The 15,324-nt window shown below is 57.1% G+C and carries 18 protein-coding genes; 1 reads left to right on the top strand and 17 read right to left on the bottom strand.

What is annotated here, in order from left to right; translation table 11 throughout:
* Positions 1-32: 32 nt before the first annotated feature.
* The 12 genes from KI237_RS18500 to KI237_RS18445 all read right to left on the bottom strand — a co-directional run bounded on the left by KI237_RS18500 (position 33) and on the right by KI237_RS18445 (position 9,602).
* On the bottom strand, positions 33-764 hold the full coding sequence (locus tag KI237_RS18500) for a TIGR03747 family integrating conjugative element membrane protein (RefSeq protein WP_212796474.1): 732 nt from the start codon (positions 762-764) through the stop codon (positions 33-35).
* Between the two features lie 90 nt (positions 765-854).
* Entirely contained in the window at positions 855-2,960 is a 2,106-nt protein-coding gene (gene traD, locus KI237_RS18495; RefSeq protein WP_212796473.1) for a type IV conjugative transfer system coupling protein TraD, read from the bottom strand.
* A gap of 9 nt (positions 2,961-2,969) precedes the next feature.
* A complete protein-coding gene (locus KI237_RS18490; RefSeq protein WP_212796472.1) occupies positions 2,970-3,485 on the bottom strand; it encodes an integrating conjugative element protein in 516 nt (171 codons plus the stop codon).
* Positions 3,482-4,024, bottom strand: a complete 543-nt coding sequence (locus KI237_RS18485; RefSeq protein WP_212796471.1) for a lysozyme family protein — start codon at positions 4,022-4,024, stop codon at positions 3,482-3,484. The genes KI237_RS18490 and KI237_RS18485 overlap by 4 nt, the downstream gene beginning before the upstream one ends.
* Positions 4,006-4,725 (bottom strand): TIGR03759 family integrating conjugative element protein, encoded by a 720-nt coding sequence (locus KI237_RS18480; protein ID WP_212796470.1) that lies wholly within the window; start codon positions 4,723-4,725, stop codon positions 4,006-4,008. The genes KI237_RS18485 and KI237_RS18480 overlap by 19 nt, the downstream gene beginning before the upstream one ends.
* 9 nt (positions 4,726-4,734) lie before the next feature.
* Entirely contained in the window at positions 4,735-5,409 is a 675-nt protein-coding gene (locus KI237_RS18475) for a chemotaxis protein (RefSeq protein ID WP_212796469.1), read from the bottom strand.
* On the bottom strand, positions 5,406-5,948 hold the full coding sequence (gene pilL2 / locus KI237_RS18470; RefSeq protein ID WP_212796468.1) for a PFGI-1 class ICE element type IV pilus protein PilL2: 543 nt from the start codon (positions 5,946-5,948) through the stop codon (positions 5,406-5,408). Before pilL2 ends, KI237_RS18475 begins: the two co-directional genes overlap by 4 nt.
* A gap of 106 nt (positions 5,949-6,054) precedes the next feature.
* Positions 6,055-6,798: a DUF5983 family protein gene (locus tag KI237_RS18465; RefSeq protein ID WP_212796467.1), complete on the bottom strand. Its 744-nt coding sequence runs from the start codon at positions 6,796-6,798 to the stop codon at positions 6,055-6,057.
* A gap of 52 nt (positions 6,799-6,850) precedes the next feature.
* On the bottom strand, positions 6,851-7,345 hold the full coding sequence (gene radC, locus KI237_RS18460) for a RadC family protein (RefSeq protein WP_212796466.1): 495 nt from the start codon (positions 7,343-7,345) through the stop codon (positions 6,851-6,853).
* A gap of 98 nt (positions 7,346-7,443) precedes the next feature.
* Positions 7,444-7,701, bottom strand: coding sequence for a hypothetical protein (locus KI237_RS18455; protein WP_212796465.1), 258 nt, complete (start codon positions 7,699-7,701; stop codon positions 7,444-7,446).
* A gap of 71 nt (positions 7,702-7,772) precedes the next feature.
* Positions 7,773-8,354, bottom strand: coding sequence for an STY4534 family ICE replication protein (locus KI237_RS18450; RefSeq protein WP_212796464.1), 582 nt, complete (start codon positions 8,352-8,354; stop codon positions 7,773-7,775).
* A gap of 906 nt (positions 8,355-9,260) precedes the next feature.
* Positions 9,261-9,602, bottom strand: coding sequence for a helix-turn-helix domain-containing protein (locus KI237_RS18445; protein WP_212796463.1), 342 nt, complete (start codon positions 9,600-9,602; stop codon positions 9,261-9,263).
* Between the two features lie 208 nt (positions 9,603-9,810).
* On the opposite strand from KI237_RS18445, the gene KI237_RS18440 reads away from it, so the two are divergent.
* On the top strand, positions 9,811-10,068 hold the full coding sequence (locus tag KI237_RS18440) for a hypothetical protein (protein ID WP_060738055.1): 258 nt from the start codon (positions 9,811-9,813) through the stop codon (positions 10,066-10,068).
* Positions 10,069-10,111: 43 nt separating this feature from the next.
* On the opposite strand, the gene KI237_RS18435 is transcribed toward KI237_RS18440, so the two are convergent.
* From KI237_RS18435 to KI237_RS18415, 5 genes are all read right to left on the bottom strand, one after another.
* Complete coding sequence (locus KI237_RS18435) at positions 10,112-12,079, bottom strand: DNA topoisomerase III (RefSeq protein WP_212796462.1); 1,968 nt, start codon at positions 12,077-12,079, stop codon at positions 10,112-10,114.
* A gap of 152 nt (positions 12,080-12,231) precedes the next feature.
* Positions 12,232-13,242, bottom strand: coding sequence for a competence protein CoiA family protein (locus tag KI237_RS18430; RefSeq protein ID WP_212796461.1), 1,011 nt, complete (start codon positions 13,240-13,242; stop codon positions 12,232-12,234).
* 203 nt (positions 13,243-13,445) lie between these two features.
* Positions 13,446-13,913 (bottom strand): single-stranded DNA-binding protein, encoded by a 468-nt coding sequence (locus tag KI237_RS18425; RefSeq protein ID WP_212796460.1) that lies wholly within the window; start codon positions 13,911-13,913, stop codon positions 13,446-13,448.
* Positions 13,910-14,428, bottom strand: coding sequence for a DUF3158 family protein (locus tag KI237_RS18420; RefSeq protein ID WP_212796459.1), 519 nt, complete (start codon positions 14,426-14,428; stop codon positions 13,910-13,912). Before KI237_RS18420 ends, KI237_RS18425 begins: the two co-directional genes overlap by 4 nt.
* Positions 14,425-15,180, bottom strand: coding sequence for a PFL_4669 family integrating conjugative element protein (locus KI237_RS18415; RefSeq protein ID WP_212796458.1), 756 nt, complete (start codon positions 15,178-15,180; stop codon positions 14,425-14,427). The genes KI237_RS18420 and KI237_RS18415 overlap by 4 nt, the downstream gene beginning before the upstream one ends.
* Positions 15,181-15,324 lie beyond the last annotated feature (144 nt).

Raw genomic sequence — 15,324 nt, 5'->3', positions numbered from 1 at the left:
TGGAACGCGCCACTTTTAAAGTGGCGCTGGCGCTATAGGTGTTTTTTGAAGGTCGCCGCGGTGATAGCTGTGGTTATTCCGAGCATCATTGCACAAGGCAAAAAGACGGCCATAGGATTGAGCGAAAAGGGCAGGGACAGATACATGACCCAGGGCACGAGCAGCAGGGGTATCACTGCTCGTTTAGCGCGGTGATAGACAAAACTGCTTTCACGCCCGGCTCCAAACTTGCGCAGGTCGCGGCGCATCAAGCCATCGACAAAACCGGTGAGCGTGGCCAACAAAAATAGTGGTGTGGACAGGACCAGAATGGTCAGGCGCACCACGAAGGTAAAGGTCACATATACCGCCGCCAGCACGAAGTCCTCAATGCTCACGTAGAGCTGATTGGTCCAGCCCCAAGAGCCGTTGCCTTGGCTCGACACCTGCGCCTGCCGGGCAAAATCCGCAAAGCCAGTCTTGACCAGCAGCCACTGATTGAGAAAATCCAGCCACTGGACAATCGTCTGTCCAGGCTGTTGGATGATGAGTGAAGCTTTGAAGTGCTCGCTGAGCCATCCCAATTCGCTATTCAACATGGCCTGGCTGTGTCGCCAACCCTGATCGCCCCAGAACAGCAGCAGGCCGGCGAACTCTATGAAGATCGAGAACAGCAACGAGGCGATCAGCAATCCGATTATGCGCAGGATCAGGCTGATCGCCGAGATGATCAACCCCGGGCGCTGTACCGGTTGTGGCGGCGTGTGCCGGACGGAACTCGCCATCGTTCACTCCATTGCGCGCTGCAGTGTTGATGTCGTCACGACGCCTTCTGGACAGTTTTCTGCTGGATCGAAACCTGTGCCAGGGGCGGGCTACCCCACCTGATCCAGATCGAAGTTGGTTGTTGGGCCGCCACCGCTTGCGCTCCACCATTGCCCTGCCTGCTCGTTGTAGGTGGCCCGCATTCGCTGGGTGAGCTCCTGCAGGTCCTTGGGCATGGCATCGTCGTTAGAGGGTTTTGGCAATGGCATGCGCACTTTCCAGAGCTGCCCACCGGCCTGGAAGGAGAACATTTGCCCTTTGGGCAGACTGACGATATGTGCGGGCTCGATCAGCGGCACACTGGTGCTGCTGACACGGTCCTGTGAGGACGAGGTGAAGTCCGTGTTGGCTTCAGGATCGGAGGTGTCGGTGGCACCCGACACCAGGGTCTTGGTCAGCACGTTGACCTTGGGCAACTGCTGTGTGAGCAGCTCCGCGGTGGCAGTCTCGCGTACGCGGAGCATCTGCAACGTATTGAAGTTACCAATAACCTGGCCGGCCTTGGCGCGATCACCAATGCGCGCTTCGATATCACTGAGGGTCTGGGTGTAAGCCGTCACCTGGATGCCAGCGCCACCGCCCTTGTTGATCAGCGGGATGAATTCGTCGCCCATCAACTCGTTGAACTCATCGGCATGCAGGTTGATCGGCAGCTTGTCACTGCTGCTGCTCGATGCGGGCAGGCCATGGTCAATGCCATGTTTGTAGATGTGGCCCGCGACCGAGACCAAGTCGGCGAACATGGAGTTGCCGACGGCGGCAGCCACCTCGGCATCGGTCAGTGCATCCAGACCGATGTAGACGATGCCGCGTTTACGGATGATCTGCATCCAATCGAAGATTGGCCGCGGATCATCTAAATCGGTGTAGTTGGGAGCCAGTAGTTGGGCGGTCTTGCCGGTGGTAAGTTTCTCCAGCAGCGGCAGTAGCGAAGCCACGATTTTGTCAAAGTAAGTGCGGTCGTAACGCACTGCTGACCGCAGTCCATCCAGCACCGGATCGAACACCCGTTTCGCCGCCAGGTATTGTTCGATGGCCACCACGCGCTTTTCGCGTCCGATCATATGCCGGGGAATGTTTTTCTCGGTGAGTTTGCCTTCGAGCTGGACGATCACCTCCCACGCCTTAGGGTCGGTCTTGGCGAAAAACTGCTGGGCGTACTCGATGAACAGCGCGTCGATATTGACCACATGGCGCTGGATCTGCAGGTAGTCTGGGCGTCGGCCCAACTCGATCAAAGCCCGGGCAATGATGTTGACGAAGCGCCAGGCAAACTCACGGAAAGCTGCGGAGTTTCCTTCGCCGCTGAGCTGCCCAGCGATGCGCGACGCCACTTCCGAGATGCGCCCGAAACGTCCCACGGCGTTGTAGCGCGCGGAGATTTCTGGCCAGCCTAGATGGAAAACATAGAACTCATTTTCTCGACCGGCGCGTTTGGCTTCGACGTACATGCGCTTGAGCAGGTCGGCATCGCCCTTCGGATCGAAGACAATCACTACCTCGTGTTCGACGCGGTGTATGTCCTGGGTGATATACACCTCGGCGAGTCGCGTCTTGCCAACACGGGTCGTGCCCAGCACGAGGGTATGTCCGACTCGTTCACCCAGCGGCAGACTGACTTCCGTTTCGTCGGGCTCAACCCCATGCAACAGCGGTGAGCCACCGACTGGGGGTAAAGGGCGCAACGGATTAAAGGCGCTGTCCCAGGCCGTGACACGGGCCAGTGTCGAGAGCGGAAACGGTGCATGTTCTAGGCGACGTTCGAGTCCACGTGCCAGGCGGTAACGGGTCGGTTGGTCGACGTAGTGAGCGACGGCAGGATCCTGGGCCTCAACCAAGCGCTGGGTGTGCAGGCGGGTCCAGCGAAAGCCGCGGCCCATGAACAGACGTTTGCGGCTCACCGGAATCTGCCGGCTGGTCAGCTCGTAGCGAGGCAGCCGGCGGATATTGCGCCGATAGCGCAACACTTCCCAGGCTTGTCGGAGGCGGATCAAACCGAGCAGGGCATAGGCCAGCGCTGCAACCAGACCGATCTCGGGTGACAGGGCCACGGCCCAGGGCGAGTACACGCACAACACCGCGGCGGCGATGCAGATCGCTACGGTGTATAGCTCCACTGCGGGGCGGAGCTTGGACTCCATCGCATGCTCGGCCATGACCTAAACTCACTGTTCCAGTGAGGTGGCGGTGATCAAGACCGGGTAGTGCTCTATCTGCAGGCGGGTGGCGATGTCGTTGCCGTTGACCGGCAGGATGGTGATGCCCGGCGCGGCTGCTCGAATTCGGGCCAGGGCTTCAGTATCGGTCACTTCGACGGCGAGGCCGGCCGCACCCATTTCTTGCAGTTCAGTCGCACGCTGATGCAGCCAAACCAACGATTGGGGATCTTCCCCGACAAGGAAAAATGGCTGCAAGCCCGGCATGTCCAGGGTGCGAGTTGTGATCTGGCCTGGGCTCAAGTGAGAGCTGCGCACGGGCAGTATCCAGGTCTCATCGGCAAATGCAGATTGGTCTGCATGTATGGCCCGAGCAGGCTGAGTCTTGTTGTTTATTGGCGGCCTGGAAGCTTCAAACTGGGGGCGGGTGAAACCGCCAGGCTGAACTTCTGCAAACGACAGTCCCGGCTGGGCGAGCGCAGCCAAGAGCACGGCAAAGTAATACCCACTGGGAAGTCGCTTCATGGTGGTGTGCCCTGTTTGAAGGAAAGCCTGCCGAGTTGGCGGGTAAAGCCGGCGCGGTAACGCGCGGCCGGCGTTCCTCCTGCCGGGCGGTGATAGCGTCCGGCCGCTGACACCCAATCACCGGTGGCGGCGTGATGCCTCTGTAGCAGCGCGGCGGTGACGGCGAGATTTCGGTCGGGGTCGAGGGCTTCACAGGGGCTGGAAAAAAGCTGTCCGTGGTAGCCCAGGTTGGTTTGCCCCAGTCCGGCATCGACCCGCTTGGCGTCATGTTGGGCAAGCGCCTGGAGCAAGGCGTGACAGGCGGCCTGGTGAGTGGCGAAGCGGTAGGGTGTTCCGGCGATGTTCAAGGTCCACGGCCAGGGCAGTAGTCGGCCACGGACGCGGATACCACTCTCCTGCAGCGCAATCGCGAACAGCACCGTAGACGGGATGTCGGCGTCATGCGCCGCCAGTTGATAGGCCGGAGGCGGAAGTTCGTCAGCCTGGACGGCGAGCACTGTCAGCAGGAGCGCAATAGTACTCACTCTATGCGTAGCCATTGTCCATTCACCTGTTGAAATGTGGCAGGCAGTGGTCCCGGGGCACCCAGGCTAAACCAGCGGCCACGGTCATGGTTCAGGGTGATCTGCCGGCGTTGAACCTTGGACGGATCGATGTCTGCTTGCCGAGCCCAGCTACGGACGCGTTCATCCTCGCCTTGGCTGCCCACAAGGTAGATATCGAACTCCGTGTCGCTGCTTTGCAGGCGTTGCGCTTCGGCGGTACACGCCGGGCAGTGGTCCTCCACAAACAAAGCAGGGCGCGGCGCGACCGATGAGCTGGCAGGGGGCGGGGACGCCATGCCCTGGATCGGCAGCAGCCCGGGAAACAGCTTGGCCCAGGCAACGGTGTATGCGTTTTGGTAAGCCAACTCGCGCTCGGCGCGTTTGGCTTCCATCGCTACTTGTAAATCGGCATAGCGCTGGCGTTCTTGGTCGGTCTCTGCCTCGACGCCGAGCGCAGTCAGCGGATCGAGGTTCGGACTCCAGAAACCGCGCGGACCGGCTTGAATCCTTTCGAAGCGTGTCCACTCCTGCTCCGTGAGACCCCAGCTTGCAGCTTGTTCAGAGTGCGAGCGTCCCAAGGGAATGGACTGTGTGTCCCGGTCCTGTGACGGTGCCGTGACAGGGTTGCTCATCGCAGCGCCCATGCTAAGCAGTGAAACGAGACAGACGACGGGGGACAGTGGCGTTCGGTTCATGATCGCCTCTCAAGGGAGGTACACGGTCTGGTCTGGCTGAGTGGCCACAGCGAAGATGGCCGCGTTCGGCTCTAGCGCCTTCAACTGCCATGTGCCGAGCTGCTCGCCGTTGTGCAGCAACTGGATATCCTTGAGCGAACGACTATCAGGAGGAGCTACCGCTAGAAAGCGCTCGCCACCGCGAGATTCAACACCCAGTATTGAGAATGGCGGTGAGAGCGGGGCAGGCTTGGCGCGAGCGGCTTTATTCGGCTTAGCCGAGGAGGGCGTTGGTGGTGGTGGGAGTGGTGGCTGGGTCTTGATGTCCAGGAGTTGCTGCTCGACGTGCTCAAGTCGCACGCGCAGCGCGATCATGTCGGCTTCGGTGGCGCGGTCTGCCAGACCGTCGCGTAGCTCCTGTATCTCTTGCGCCCATTGATCCAACATCGGATCGAGGGTATTGGCCTGTTGCTCACCGGTATCGACCATTTGCTTCAGGTCTTTCAGTGCGTATTGCAGCTTTTCCTGTGCGTCCATGAGCGTGTTGGAGTCACGTTGCAGGGTATCCAGTGTCTGGAAGCGTTGAACGTTCGCATTTTCCAGCTCGGTCACGCGTTGAGACTGGTTGTACAAACCACCAGTGAGCCCGGAGACCGCCAGGCAAAGTGAGCCGACAATGAGGGTTTGGAACGTCGTGGATTTCATGGGCGTGCCTCCGGCTGATGGGGCGCGCTGGGTGCGACCCGCACGACGGCAGCATCATTTTTTTGCCGTTCGAAGCAGACCGAACGGCCAACCTCATCGATCGTGAGTTGCCAGGCGGGGCCAGCCAGTACTTGTAGCGCGCTGCGCAAAGAAATCGGCCCGAGCCGGTAATGGGCAGCGGGCAGAGGCCGGGTAAACAGTATATTTACTGGTTCGGCAGCAGGGCAGAGCGAATACCCCGAGCGCTGCAGCACGTAGTGCATCGCCTCCTGTACCGAGGGATTCAGGTTGGACGGGATGCTCACGTCAATGATTTGAGCGAGAAGATCACGTTGCTCCGTGGTGGGCTCGGTGCTGACCAGCGTATAGCGGCCATAGCGGAGCTCTGACGGATGGCTTTCGTCGGCCCGGCTCCGCGATAACTGGGGCCGGTTAGAGCAGCCGTCAGTCTCTGGATTAGTCGGCAATAGGGTGGAGATTTGCGCGCTGCAGGCACTCAACAAGCCCAGCAGGCAGACAGGCGTGAAAAAACGCTCCATTGAAAAAACCTCATGTCAGATTCAATGCAGAACCTGACATGAGGTGAAGGAGCGATTCAGTGAGAAAGTTGATTCAAGGCGGCTCGTGTTAACGCTGAATGCGTTGCTATTCAAAAAACGCGAGCCCATCCAAGACGGCGGCGTCGGGGTCGAAGATCAACAATCGCACATCGGCCAATGCAGCCAGATACAGCAGGTTGACCAGGGCCTCCGGTGTGCCAGCGTCGAGCTGCTCCTGCCTCAGCGATGTGTAAGGGCCGCCTTCAATCCTCATCAGATTTTCGTCGGTCCAGGGCGTGCCGATCAGCTTACACCCGAGGCCATTGCAGTCTCTCAGGGCGAAGGGTTCAAACAACAGACCGGTTGGCCCAGCGTTGAAGCTGCTAGCCCGGTGTTCCAAGTAGCGCAATGCCTCTTCAGTGAGGTGTACGGAACTGATCTCCCAGGCTCGACTGTAGTGCCCCGTTTCGAAGTTGAAGCGATGGATCATGGCTTGGGCTTCCTCAAGGGAATACAAGTCGCCGACGTGATGTCGCTCGCCGAGCATCTCGCCAATTACGGAATAAACCACTTGGCGCACCAGCCCGGTGGACGGACAGCACTCATCCAACTCACCTGGAATGAATTGTCCTTCGCTGATCAAGGCGAAATCATCGTTGAACAAGCAGGGGAACGGTTCCAGCGCATCATCGGGTAGATGAGCTTGTGAGTCGTGTATGGAGCGAAAGCAGGGAGGGCAGGCGTTCGCGTAGGTGATCAGCAGCAGCCGTTCGATAAATAGATTGTTATAGGCGCGAACGAATGGGTTCGAGGCTCCCAGCATGGCTGGGGCTTGGGTGGTGCAGTTCATGAGTATTCTCCGGGATGAAAATGAACAAGGCGCCCGAAGGCGCCTGTAAGGGTTAAAGCCAACCGTATTCGGCAAAAGAAAGTGGGCGACCTTCACCCACGATGAAGTGATCCAGTACGTGAACCTCGATCAAGGCCAACGCCTCTTTCAACCGTGCGGTCAAGACGCGATCTGCCTGGCTGGGTTCCGTACATCCCGAAGGGTGGTTATGCACAAAAATGGCAGCTGCTGCGTTATGTGTGAGGGAGCGCTTGACGACTTGGCGGGGGTAAACGCTGGCGCCATTGATGCTTCCCTGAAAGAGGATCTCAAATGCCAGAACGCGATGGCGGGCATCGAGAAAAATCACACCGAAAACTTCATGCTCTTGTGGCGCGATATGCAGTTTTAGGTATGAGGCCACGGCGTCAGGTGACGTCAGATTGGGGCCGCGGGTGAACAGCCGACGATCCAGAATGTTCAGCGCTTCGTCGATCAGCTGATTTTCCTGGGCGATACGATTAGCCTCGACATCCGAGGTTTCCATCAGGGTGAGTTGGGTGCTCATGGGTACCTCCGAAGGGAACAGTCCGGGGGTACACACCCGAGGGAGTGGAGTCCCCGAGGTGGATATAGAGTCACGGGCATTACCCGATGACGCGCTGTTTACAGCCGAGTGAATCGGTGGCGTTGTCCGTGCAGGTGTGAATCACAAGCATCGCAGGGCAACGGGGAGAGGGGTCTTATTCCCCGGCCTGTTTCGGAATCGAAGTCGGCACTGATGGGCATTAATCGAACCAGTCCGCGATGGAGGCCGGCGATGCGTTTCTCGATCTCATCCGTCGTGTAGTAGAGCGATAACGTGCTGTAGTCCTCGTAAGCCGCAGCGAACAGGCAGTCGTCGCAAAGCCAGAAGGATTCCATGTTGGTTCTCCTGTGCTGACTGAAGAAAAGGCGCTCGATTGAGCGCCTTGATGTAAAACATCGTGAATTGTTCAGGCGGACTGAACAGTACGTGTGGCGACACGGCGGGCCGTGCGGGGAGTGGGTGGAGATTCAGGTTCAGTCCTGGACTCTGTTGGGTTTTCGGTATCCTCAGCTTCGGCATCAGCCGACGTTGGGGATGGCTCACCGTTTGGCGCTTGCTCAGCAGGTGTTGTTGCCTCCTGCCTGGCGGGCGCTTTGTACTCGAACGTGCCGTTGACCTTGATCCAGTCGATGTACAGCAGACGACCTTTCAGGCTGGCGCCCGGTTGGCCTTGTTTATTGCCTTTCTCATAGAGAAATGGGTCGATCCACAGATCGCCGATACGGAACGACAGCAAGACCTTTTTCTCGGCTTTGACGGCGTCCATATAGAGACGAATCAAGCGTTCAGCTTCGCCCCCAGCGACTTTGCAGTCGAAGCGGGTGTACTCCACCGCATCGGTGGCACCATGCAGCGCTGCGATATCGCACGCCATGAATGGCTGCCCGCGGCGGATTTGTACTTCACGAACACGGTTGAGGTAGCCGATACCGACGGTGTGCAGATTGAAGTAAGTGGTTGCTTCTTGGGATTGGTTGGCGTGGGCCATGGTGTGGTTCTCCTTTCAAGGAAAAACGGCGACGCACAGTTCCCTGACGGGGAAGTGAGTCCCCGTCAGGTTGGGTAAGGTGAAGGTGAGCGATGAACGACTCGACACCGGCAAGCCGATGACAATCAGAACGATGCGCCTGGGGAATAGCGATGCAGCAGAAGAGGATCCGCAGTAGTGGTCTGCGGATCTGGGGATAGTGGGCATTCATCACCGCTGAAGCGGCAATCGTGCGAGCCTCCGAACGCTGATCGCACTTGGGTAAACCACCACAAGCGTGGCGTAGCCTTGAAGGTTCAAGCTACCTGGGCTGGGCTGTCAACGACAGCGAACCACACCCTTTGTATAAGCCTGTCATAGGGGAGCGTCAAGACGCCGCAAGCCGGTTTTTTATGGCCGGAATACAGTGGAAATTACTGGACTGAAGAAAGTGAAGAGTGGGCCTGGCTGGGGGCCAGGCGAGGAATAGAAAAGCCACCTTAGGCGGTCTGACGCAGTCGACAAGCTCCTCGCAAAACTTGATTTACCTGCGCCATGACCCGCCAACCGACCCTTGTCGTGGCCTGGGTCGGAACACGCTGGCACGCATCCGCGCACAAAGGGTGCCCAGTGATTCCCCGGCGGGCTCCGGGACTGAATATGATCGCCGAAGCGGATGACCACTGTTGCCTTGGAGGCAACAGTGGTCATCCGCCACCACGATCAGGCCGAGCACAAAACGGGAATGAAAAATTCCGCAGAAGAGAAGGCTCCGAACTCAAGGAGTTCGACCGAGCTACCCGGAGCGAATCGGTCTTGGGTCGCCGTTGGCGATGATCCTGAGGCACTACAGCAGAGAGGGGGAGATGACGTCAAGGCAGAGAGCCTCCCCTCAAAGGCCCGGATATCGAATACCAGCGCATAAGCTCATTTGTTGGCGAGATGAGCAGCCAGTTGTTCGACAGTAGCCAGGATAAAGGCACGGTCGCTTTCTGTCAGTCCACGCAGCAAACCCGCGATCATCTGGCCTTGGTCATTGGGGCGATTGCTCGACTCCGTCAGCAGTTCATCCATCCGGCAGTCGAAAATATCTGCTAACTGCATCAGCTTGACCACGGAGAGCTCCACCACGCCTCGCTCCAGGCGCGAGATGGCTTCACTGCCAATCCCCAGGCGTTCAGCCACCTCTTCCTGGGTTAGATTACGCTGGGTTCGGTGCTTAGCGATCATGCGCCCGATTTGGGCTTGGGTCGGATGTTTATGTGCCAAGTGATGAGTTCTCCAGTTCAACCCGAATGGTTGAGCAAAGACCCGTTGACATGAACATCCTTAAAGGTTGTGTATCGACTTATAAGGTTGCTATATTGGCTGAAATAGCTGTGTAATGCGACGAGGGTTCTGTTCCTCCAGGGTCAGACTCCAAGATGGCCATTGAGAATGAACGGTCTGATAAGGACAAGCTGAGGATTGGTTGAGCATGGAAGAGGAGAGCAAGGATGTTATGGATCGGATCTGGGAGCGAACACTGGAGCTGTTCATCAAGATTCATGATTGCCCTGAGAATCCCGAGCATTTCGACAGCCTTGTCCATTGGCTCAACGAAGATCCTGCTCACCTGGAAGCGTTCAACGAACTGGGGCAGATATGGATTGCGACAGGCCTCGCCTTGGCCCGTGAAATTGGACAACCACTAAGTGAGTTGGAGAGGGATCAGCCGCCGTTAATGATGCACTGACCCTTATATCGCCCCAACACTCATATTGATCTCCAATGGCGCGTCACGGGCGACGCGTATCTTTTCTGATGGGCACAGTGCCCTTACAGTCCGGATAGTGCGAGCATGACCAGAACGGCCCTGATTTTCCCTTACGCCTGAGCATTGAGGCATCGCAAATGGGGCAGACCGGACCGGCTTCGATAGTCATGGCTAAAGTAAGTGAGCCGCAGCTTGCGACCAGCTGCGCTATCCAATTCACTTGCTTGGCGACGAACGCATCCAGGCTCAGACGTCCCGCTTCGATTTCGTCCAAAGCCTGCTCCCAGATCGCGGTCATACCCGGATCAGTGACTGCAACGGGTACCGACTCGATCAGGGTATGGGCCGCCGCCGAGGCTATTAAGGCGCGTTTTTTCTTTAGCAAATAACCACGATCAATCAATCCCTTGATGATGCCGGCGCGTGTGGCTTCGGTACCGATACCGGTGGTTTCCCGAAGTTTCTGTTTCAGGCGTGGATCGTTGACCAACTTGGCCACATTTTTCATGGCCTTGATCAGATCGCCCTCGGTCAGCGCTTTGGGAGCGGCGGTGCGCATGGACTTGAGTTCGACGTCGTCCACGGCGCAATGAGTACCCTGTTGCAAGACTGGTAAAGCTTGGGCCTTTTGATTGGGCTCATCCTCCTCGGTGTTTTCGTAGAGCAAACCTTTCCAACCCTGAACCAGGATCTGTTTGCCAACGGCGGTCAGTCGCTCTTCACCACACTCCAGTTCTACGTGGGTCCGATCAAACTCATGATGTAGAAGAAACTGCACAAGGTAGTGGCTGCGAATCAGTTCGTAGACTTGGCGTTCTTGTTCGGACATCCGCGCAAGGTTCGCCGGCTCGCTGGTGGGGATAATGGCGTGGTGCGCGGTGACCTTGGCATCGTTCCAAACGGGGGAGTGCAATGATTGATCGAGGCTTCCGAGCGCAGGCCGTAGTGCGGGATCCGTTTTGAGCAGGGCATCGAAAACTGTGGGTACCTCGTTAAACATACTCTCTGGTAAATAGCGGCAATCGCTGCGCGGATAGCTGGTGGCTTTGTGCGTTTCATATAGGGCTTGGGCTATGTTCAGGGTTTCTTGAACGCCAAGCCCCAGCTTGCGTGAACAGACTTCTTGCAGTGTGCTCAGGTCGAAGGGTAGGGGTGGCGCTTCGCGGAAATGCTCAGTCTGCAGCGAGAGTACTGTGGCGGTTTTACTGCTGAAGATCGCTTCGACGGTCTGACTGGCAAGCGCCTGCTCTAGGCAACGGCCGGCCTCGTCACTCCCTGAGCTGGGTGGTAACCACGACGCGATGAATGGTTGTCCCATTGAGGACAGGTGCACATCCACTTCCCAGTAGGGCTCCGAGACGAAGCTGGCAATTGCACGATCTCGATCGACCACCAGACGCAATGTGGGGGTCTGTACGCGTCCAACGGACAATACGCCCTCGTAGCCCGCTCGCCGTCCGAGAAGGGTGAACAAACGACTGAGGTTCATGCCGATCAGCCAGTCAGCCCGGCTGCGGGCGAGGGCTGAGTGGTAGAGTGGAAAAGTCTCCTGACCAGACTTGAGCGAGGACAATGCCTTGCGAATCGACGCCTCATTGAGTGCCGACAACCAGAGGCGTTGAACGGGGCCTCGGTAATTGCAGAGTTCCAGTAGCTCGCGGGCAATCATTTCGCCTTCTCGATCGGCATCGGTGGCGATGACAACGGTGCGAGCTTCGCTGAGCAGACGTTTGATGACGTTGAACTGTGCCGCTGTCTTGGGCTTGACCTCGACCTGCCATTGCTTGGGAATGATCGGGAGGTGGTCCAGTGACCAGGATTTGAGATGCTTGCCATAGGCTTCGGGTGGGGCGGCCTCAAGCAGGTGGCCGACACACCAGGTAACGGTTATTTCGGGTCCGATCAGGCAGCCATCACTGCGCCGGTTGGCTCCGAGAACCTTGGCGATGTCACGACCTTGGGAAGGTTTCTCGCAAAGAAAGAGGCGCATAGAACTGCTCCGGATTGAGTTCGGAGCAGCGTTGTTGGAAACAGTAATGGCGAGATATGGGAAACCGGATTGCTAAGTTACCCATATTAATTTTGACGGGAAGCCAAGAACCGGAAAACTGCCAGGTCAGCAGTCATCAATAAGTACAGATTTTACCAATGGCACCCTTTAAGGTTTTCGCGCAGGATCTCAAGCAATGCGGAGTCGTCGTCAGGCTCTCCTGTGATAAGAAATGCGGCTCCTGGGAGCGGAAGCATTTCAAGTTTCGGGTGAGTCTCCCAAGACCAGAACCTTCTGGGTAAAAGACCGGTAGGTCGGGCAATGGCGAGAAACGCCACGTGATCAGCCAATTCAAACCTGTGGTCCAGTTCAGAATAGGATTGCGCAATACCACAGTGTGGGCAGCATGAGACGTGCTCTTTGACTCCTCTTTTTTTGAAGTGAATCAGCTTGATCCTGCACATATCTTGAATGTGCGTGGTCTTGCGATGGATCGTGGAGACGATTTTCGGCATCTGCCGTACTAGATCCTCAGTAAATTCCGGGTCTAGTAAACAGATGTGAATTTTGCAGCTCCAGCACCGCTTTCGATGGACTCTGATGTGGTGAAGGGAGGTATTCACTTCGTGCTCAATGAATCTGAGTTTTCCCGTGAGTGCTCCTTGAATAAATTCAGGGAAGTCGATGTCTTGCTTTTCGATGGATACGAGGTAGGTGCCAGTACTGTCGGGAGACTCACGCTTGCACTCAAATCGAGGAAGTGCTTTGGTTGGCTTGCTGATGTGATGACGATACGCTTTCTTGGAAATGTCGATCCAGATACAGCGAATACCTGCTTCCACGTAGACTCTCTGACGCTCCTCGTAGTCGACATCACGCTGTGTTGATCGTTGTATTTCGACAGCCACCTTGGTCTTGCCATTCGGATGAGTACAAAGAACGTCAGCCCGATAGAATTTGCCGGAAGCTGTTACCCCTGACTGCTCAGGAAGTGCAGACCAACCCGCGGCTGTGGCAGCAAAAAGCGTTTTAATTTTAAGCATGACATGATCATCGCTTTCGCCGCCTGTTTGACTGAGTTTGCGCTCACCTGGCTTGTGGGAAAAGAAACGATGCCCAAGCCGTGAGACCTTGAGCACCGCTCGGCTTTTGGTCTCGGGCATGAAGAGATCCCGGGATTTGTTCAGTGCTTCGGTTTTCCATTCTCCGTTAGGAATACCGAGACAACGGGTGTCCCATCCAACCTATAGGCAAGCAGTCCCACAGTGCGTATCCATTGCATGATGTCGATGGGGCAATGGTACCTCGTACTGTTGTATCGCGCAGGGGCGCAATTACATACCTAGTTACATCATTTATTGACCAATTACTCTTTACGTTTTCTGGGTTTTGAGGTCGCTGACGAACTCTGATTGTTGGTCCGCTCTGCACTTTGCTCGACCTGTTTTGCAGCCGTCGTCTGTTCACTGGATCGTTCCCGCATGACCACGTTCTGCACGCGATGAGGCAGGATGCCGACTCGACGGGCTTCGATTTTGAAGGTCACCCGGGCGTTATCTTCGGCGTCCTCCCACTCATCGCGCACTGTCCGGCCTTCGACCAACACACGCATACCTTTCTGGTACAGCGTACTCCAGTGTTCAGCCTCGCGGTGCCAGAGCTCAACTGGCGCCCAATAGCCGCCTCGATCTTCATAGCTACCCTCGCGTGGCACGGGGTTGTCAAAGTACACATTCAGCCGTAGCAAACGCCGTGGCTCGTCATTGCCTGATGAAAATTCCTGGAACTCTGGCGCACTGCCAATGTTGCCTTCGCCGACAAAAAAAGTACTCATCCTGATACCTCCACTGCGGTTGTGAGTTGGCTTAGCAGCCGTTCGGCACTGGCCATTTTGATCGCGCAGGTCGATGCCTGGCGGTAGAGCGAATGCACCACGCTCATCTGCAAGTTCAGCGCAATGCGCTCGCATTCGAAACGGTACAATCCCTCGCGTATGGCTTGCAGCAAGGCTTTGTTGGAGACTTGGCGTTCCCAGACCGCAACCCCCATACGAGTGAAGTCACGGGTACGCCAACGCAAAAATGTGCTGCCTGCACTGGTGTTCTGCAGCACCAATCGAATATTCAGCAGTGAGTAAGGAGGTTGTGCGGCTTGCTGCACCACGGCCTCCATCAGGTGACATAACTGCGCCTCGATTTCCCTCGCCATCTGTGCCAGGTGTTCCAGCTCCCCCTTACCCTTAAAAGGTTTTAAAAGGCCTTTTAGGGAGGCAGCGTGTTCGAGTTGTCGATAGGCATCCGGTGTCAATGCTTCGCGGGGCAATGGTTGAACGGGTGTCATGGGACTCATGCTTCGTCCTCCGGCCCATTCACTGCCGCAGATGAGGCTACCGCGTCCTCCATCAACGCATCAGCGTCATCCACTGGCACAGCGCCACGACGAATGATCGGTGGCGCGAACTGGGAACGGCCATGTCCCTCAAGGATGTCCATGGGGGGCAATCCAAACTTTTCCATGGCTGCCAGTGCGCGGGCATTGTTTGCGGCCATGTCATCGCGTGTGACACCTGCAAGTCGATAACGCTGCGCCTGGCCGAACAGGCTGCGCAGCAGATGAGCACCGTCGTCTATCCAGGCTTCCATGTCTCTGCGACCAATCAAGGCGGTGTGATGAGCAAGCAGGGTGTGGCGCACCAGCGTGTCGTAGTCAGTCAGCAGGTAGACGGCGAGGAACCCCAGTTGGCTGCCGATGTACAAGGGCAAGGTGACGGGGTGGATATTGAGGTTATCGCTCATGTCGATCTGCGTCGGCAGATCCTGTCTGATCCGATCCAATTGTTGGGTCAGTTCCAGCATCCCGGCTTTGGCCTGCGTCAATTTTTCTTCGAGTTGCACGATGGCCCAATCGGCATAGGGGTCGTCCTGGGCCGCAGTTTGTTTCATCAGGTTGGTGACACTGATGTAGCCGGCCATGCCCATGATCGAATGGACGCCTTCACGTGCGGTTCGTCCTTGCCAGATACGGGCGGCGTGGTGGGTGTGCAGTGTCAGGGTGATGCTGCTGCGCAATGAGCCCAGGTTAAGCTGATAGTGATCGGCCACGGTGTTGTCCTCGCATCTGCTTGGACGGGAACGTTGCGACAGATAAAGGTCAAGGACAGCCAAAAAGCTGAATGCGGTCTGTTCGGTTTGGTTCGAGACGGCTAATTTCTAAGACGCTCGGCACTGATGCCAGTGGCATCAAAT

The organism is Pseudomonas sp. St316 (genome assembly GCF_018325905.1).
Taxonomy (GTDB): domain Bacteria; phylum Pseudomonadota; class Gammaproteobacteria; order Pseudomonadales; family Pseudomonadaceae; genus Aquipseudomonas.
The sequence above is the reverse complement of the archived record's forward strand: the minus strand, read 5'-3'. Positions and strand labels throughout refer to the sequence as shown.

Coding starts and splice junctions, on each gene's coding strand:
- KI237_RS18450 (WP_212796464.1), bottom strand. CDS start 8,354: ATGGCCCACGCCAACCAATCCCAAGAAGCAACCACTTACTTCAATCTG.
- KI237_RS18465 (WP_212796467.1), bottom strand. CDS start 6,798: ATGAACTGCACCACCCAAGCCCCAGCCATGCTGGGAGCCTCGAACCCA.
- KI237_RS18485 (WP_212796471.1), bottom strand. CDS start 4,024: ATGGCTACGCATAGAGTGAGTACTATTGCGCTCCTGCTGACAGTGCTC.
- KI237_RS18490 (WP_212796472.1), bottom strand. CDS start 3,485: ATGAAGCGACTTCCCAGTGGGTATTACTTTGCCGTGCTCTTGGCTGCG.
- KI237_RS18435 (WP_212796462.1), bottom strand. CDS start 12,079: ATGCGCCTCTTTCTTTGCGAGAAACCTTCCCAAGGTCGTGACATCGCC.
- traD (WP_212796473.1), bottom strand. CDS start 2,960: ATGGCCGAGCATGCGATGGAGTCCAAGCTCCGCCCCGCAGTGGAGCTA.
- KI237_RS18420 (WP_212796459.1), bottom strand. CDS start 14,428: ATGAGTCCCATGACACCCGTTCAACCATTGCCCCGCGAAGCATTGACA.
- KI237_RS18430 (WP_212796461.1), bottom strand. CDS start 13,242: ATGCCCGAGACCAAAAGCCGAGCGGTGCTCAAGGTCTCACGGCTTGGG.
- KI237_RS18440 (WP_060738055.1), top strand. CDS start 9,811: ATGGAAGAGGAGAGCAAGGATGTTATGGATCGGATCTGGGAGCGAACA.
- KI237_RS18455 (WP_212796465.1), bottom strand. CDS start 7,701: ATGGAATCCTTCTGGCTTTGCGACGACTGCCTGTTCGCTGCGGCTTAC.
- KI237_RS18480 (WP_212796470.1), bottom strand. CDS start 4,725: ATGAACCGAACGCCACTGTCCCCCGTCGTCTGTCTCGTTTCACTGCTT.
- KI237_RS18475 (WP_212796469.1), bottom strand. CDS start 5,409: ATGAAATCCACGACGTTCCAAACCCTCATTGTCGGCTCACTTTGCCTG.
- KI237_RS18500 (WP_212796474.1), bottom strand. CDS start 764: ATGGCGAGTTCCGTCCGGCACACGCCGCCACAACCGGTACAGCGCCCG.
- pilL2 (WP_212796468.1), bottom strand. CDS start 5,948: ATGGAGCGTTTTTTCACGCCTGTCTGCCTGCTGGGCTTGTTGAGTGCC.
- radC (WP_212796466.1), bottom strand. CDS start 7,345: ATGAGCACCCAACTCACCCTGATGGAAACCTCGGATGTCGAGGCTAAT.
- KI237_RS18425 (WP_212796460.1), bottom strand. CDS start 13,913: ATGAGTACTTTTTTTGTCGGCGAAGGCAACATTGGCAGTGCGCCAGAG.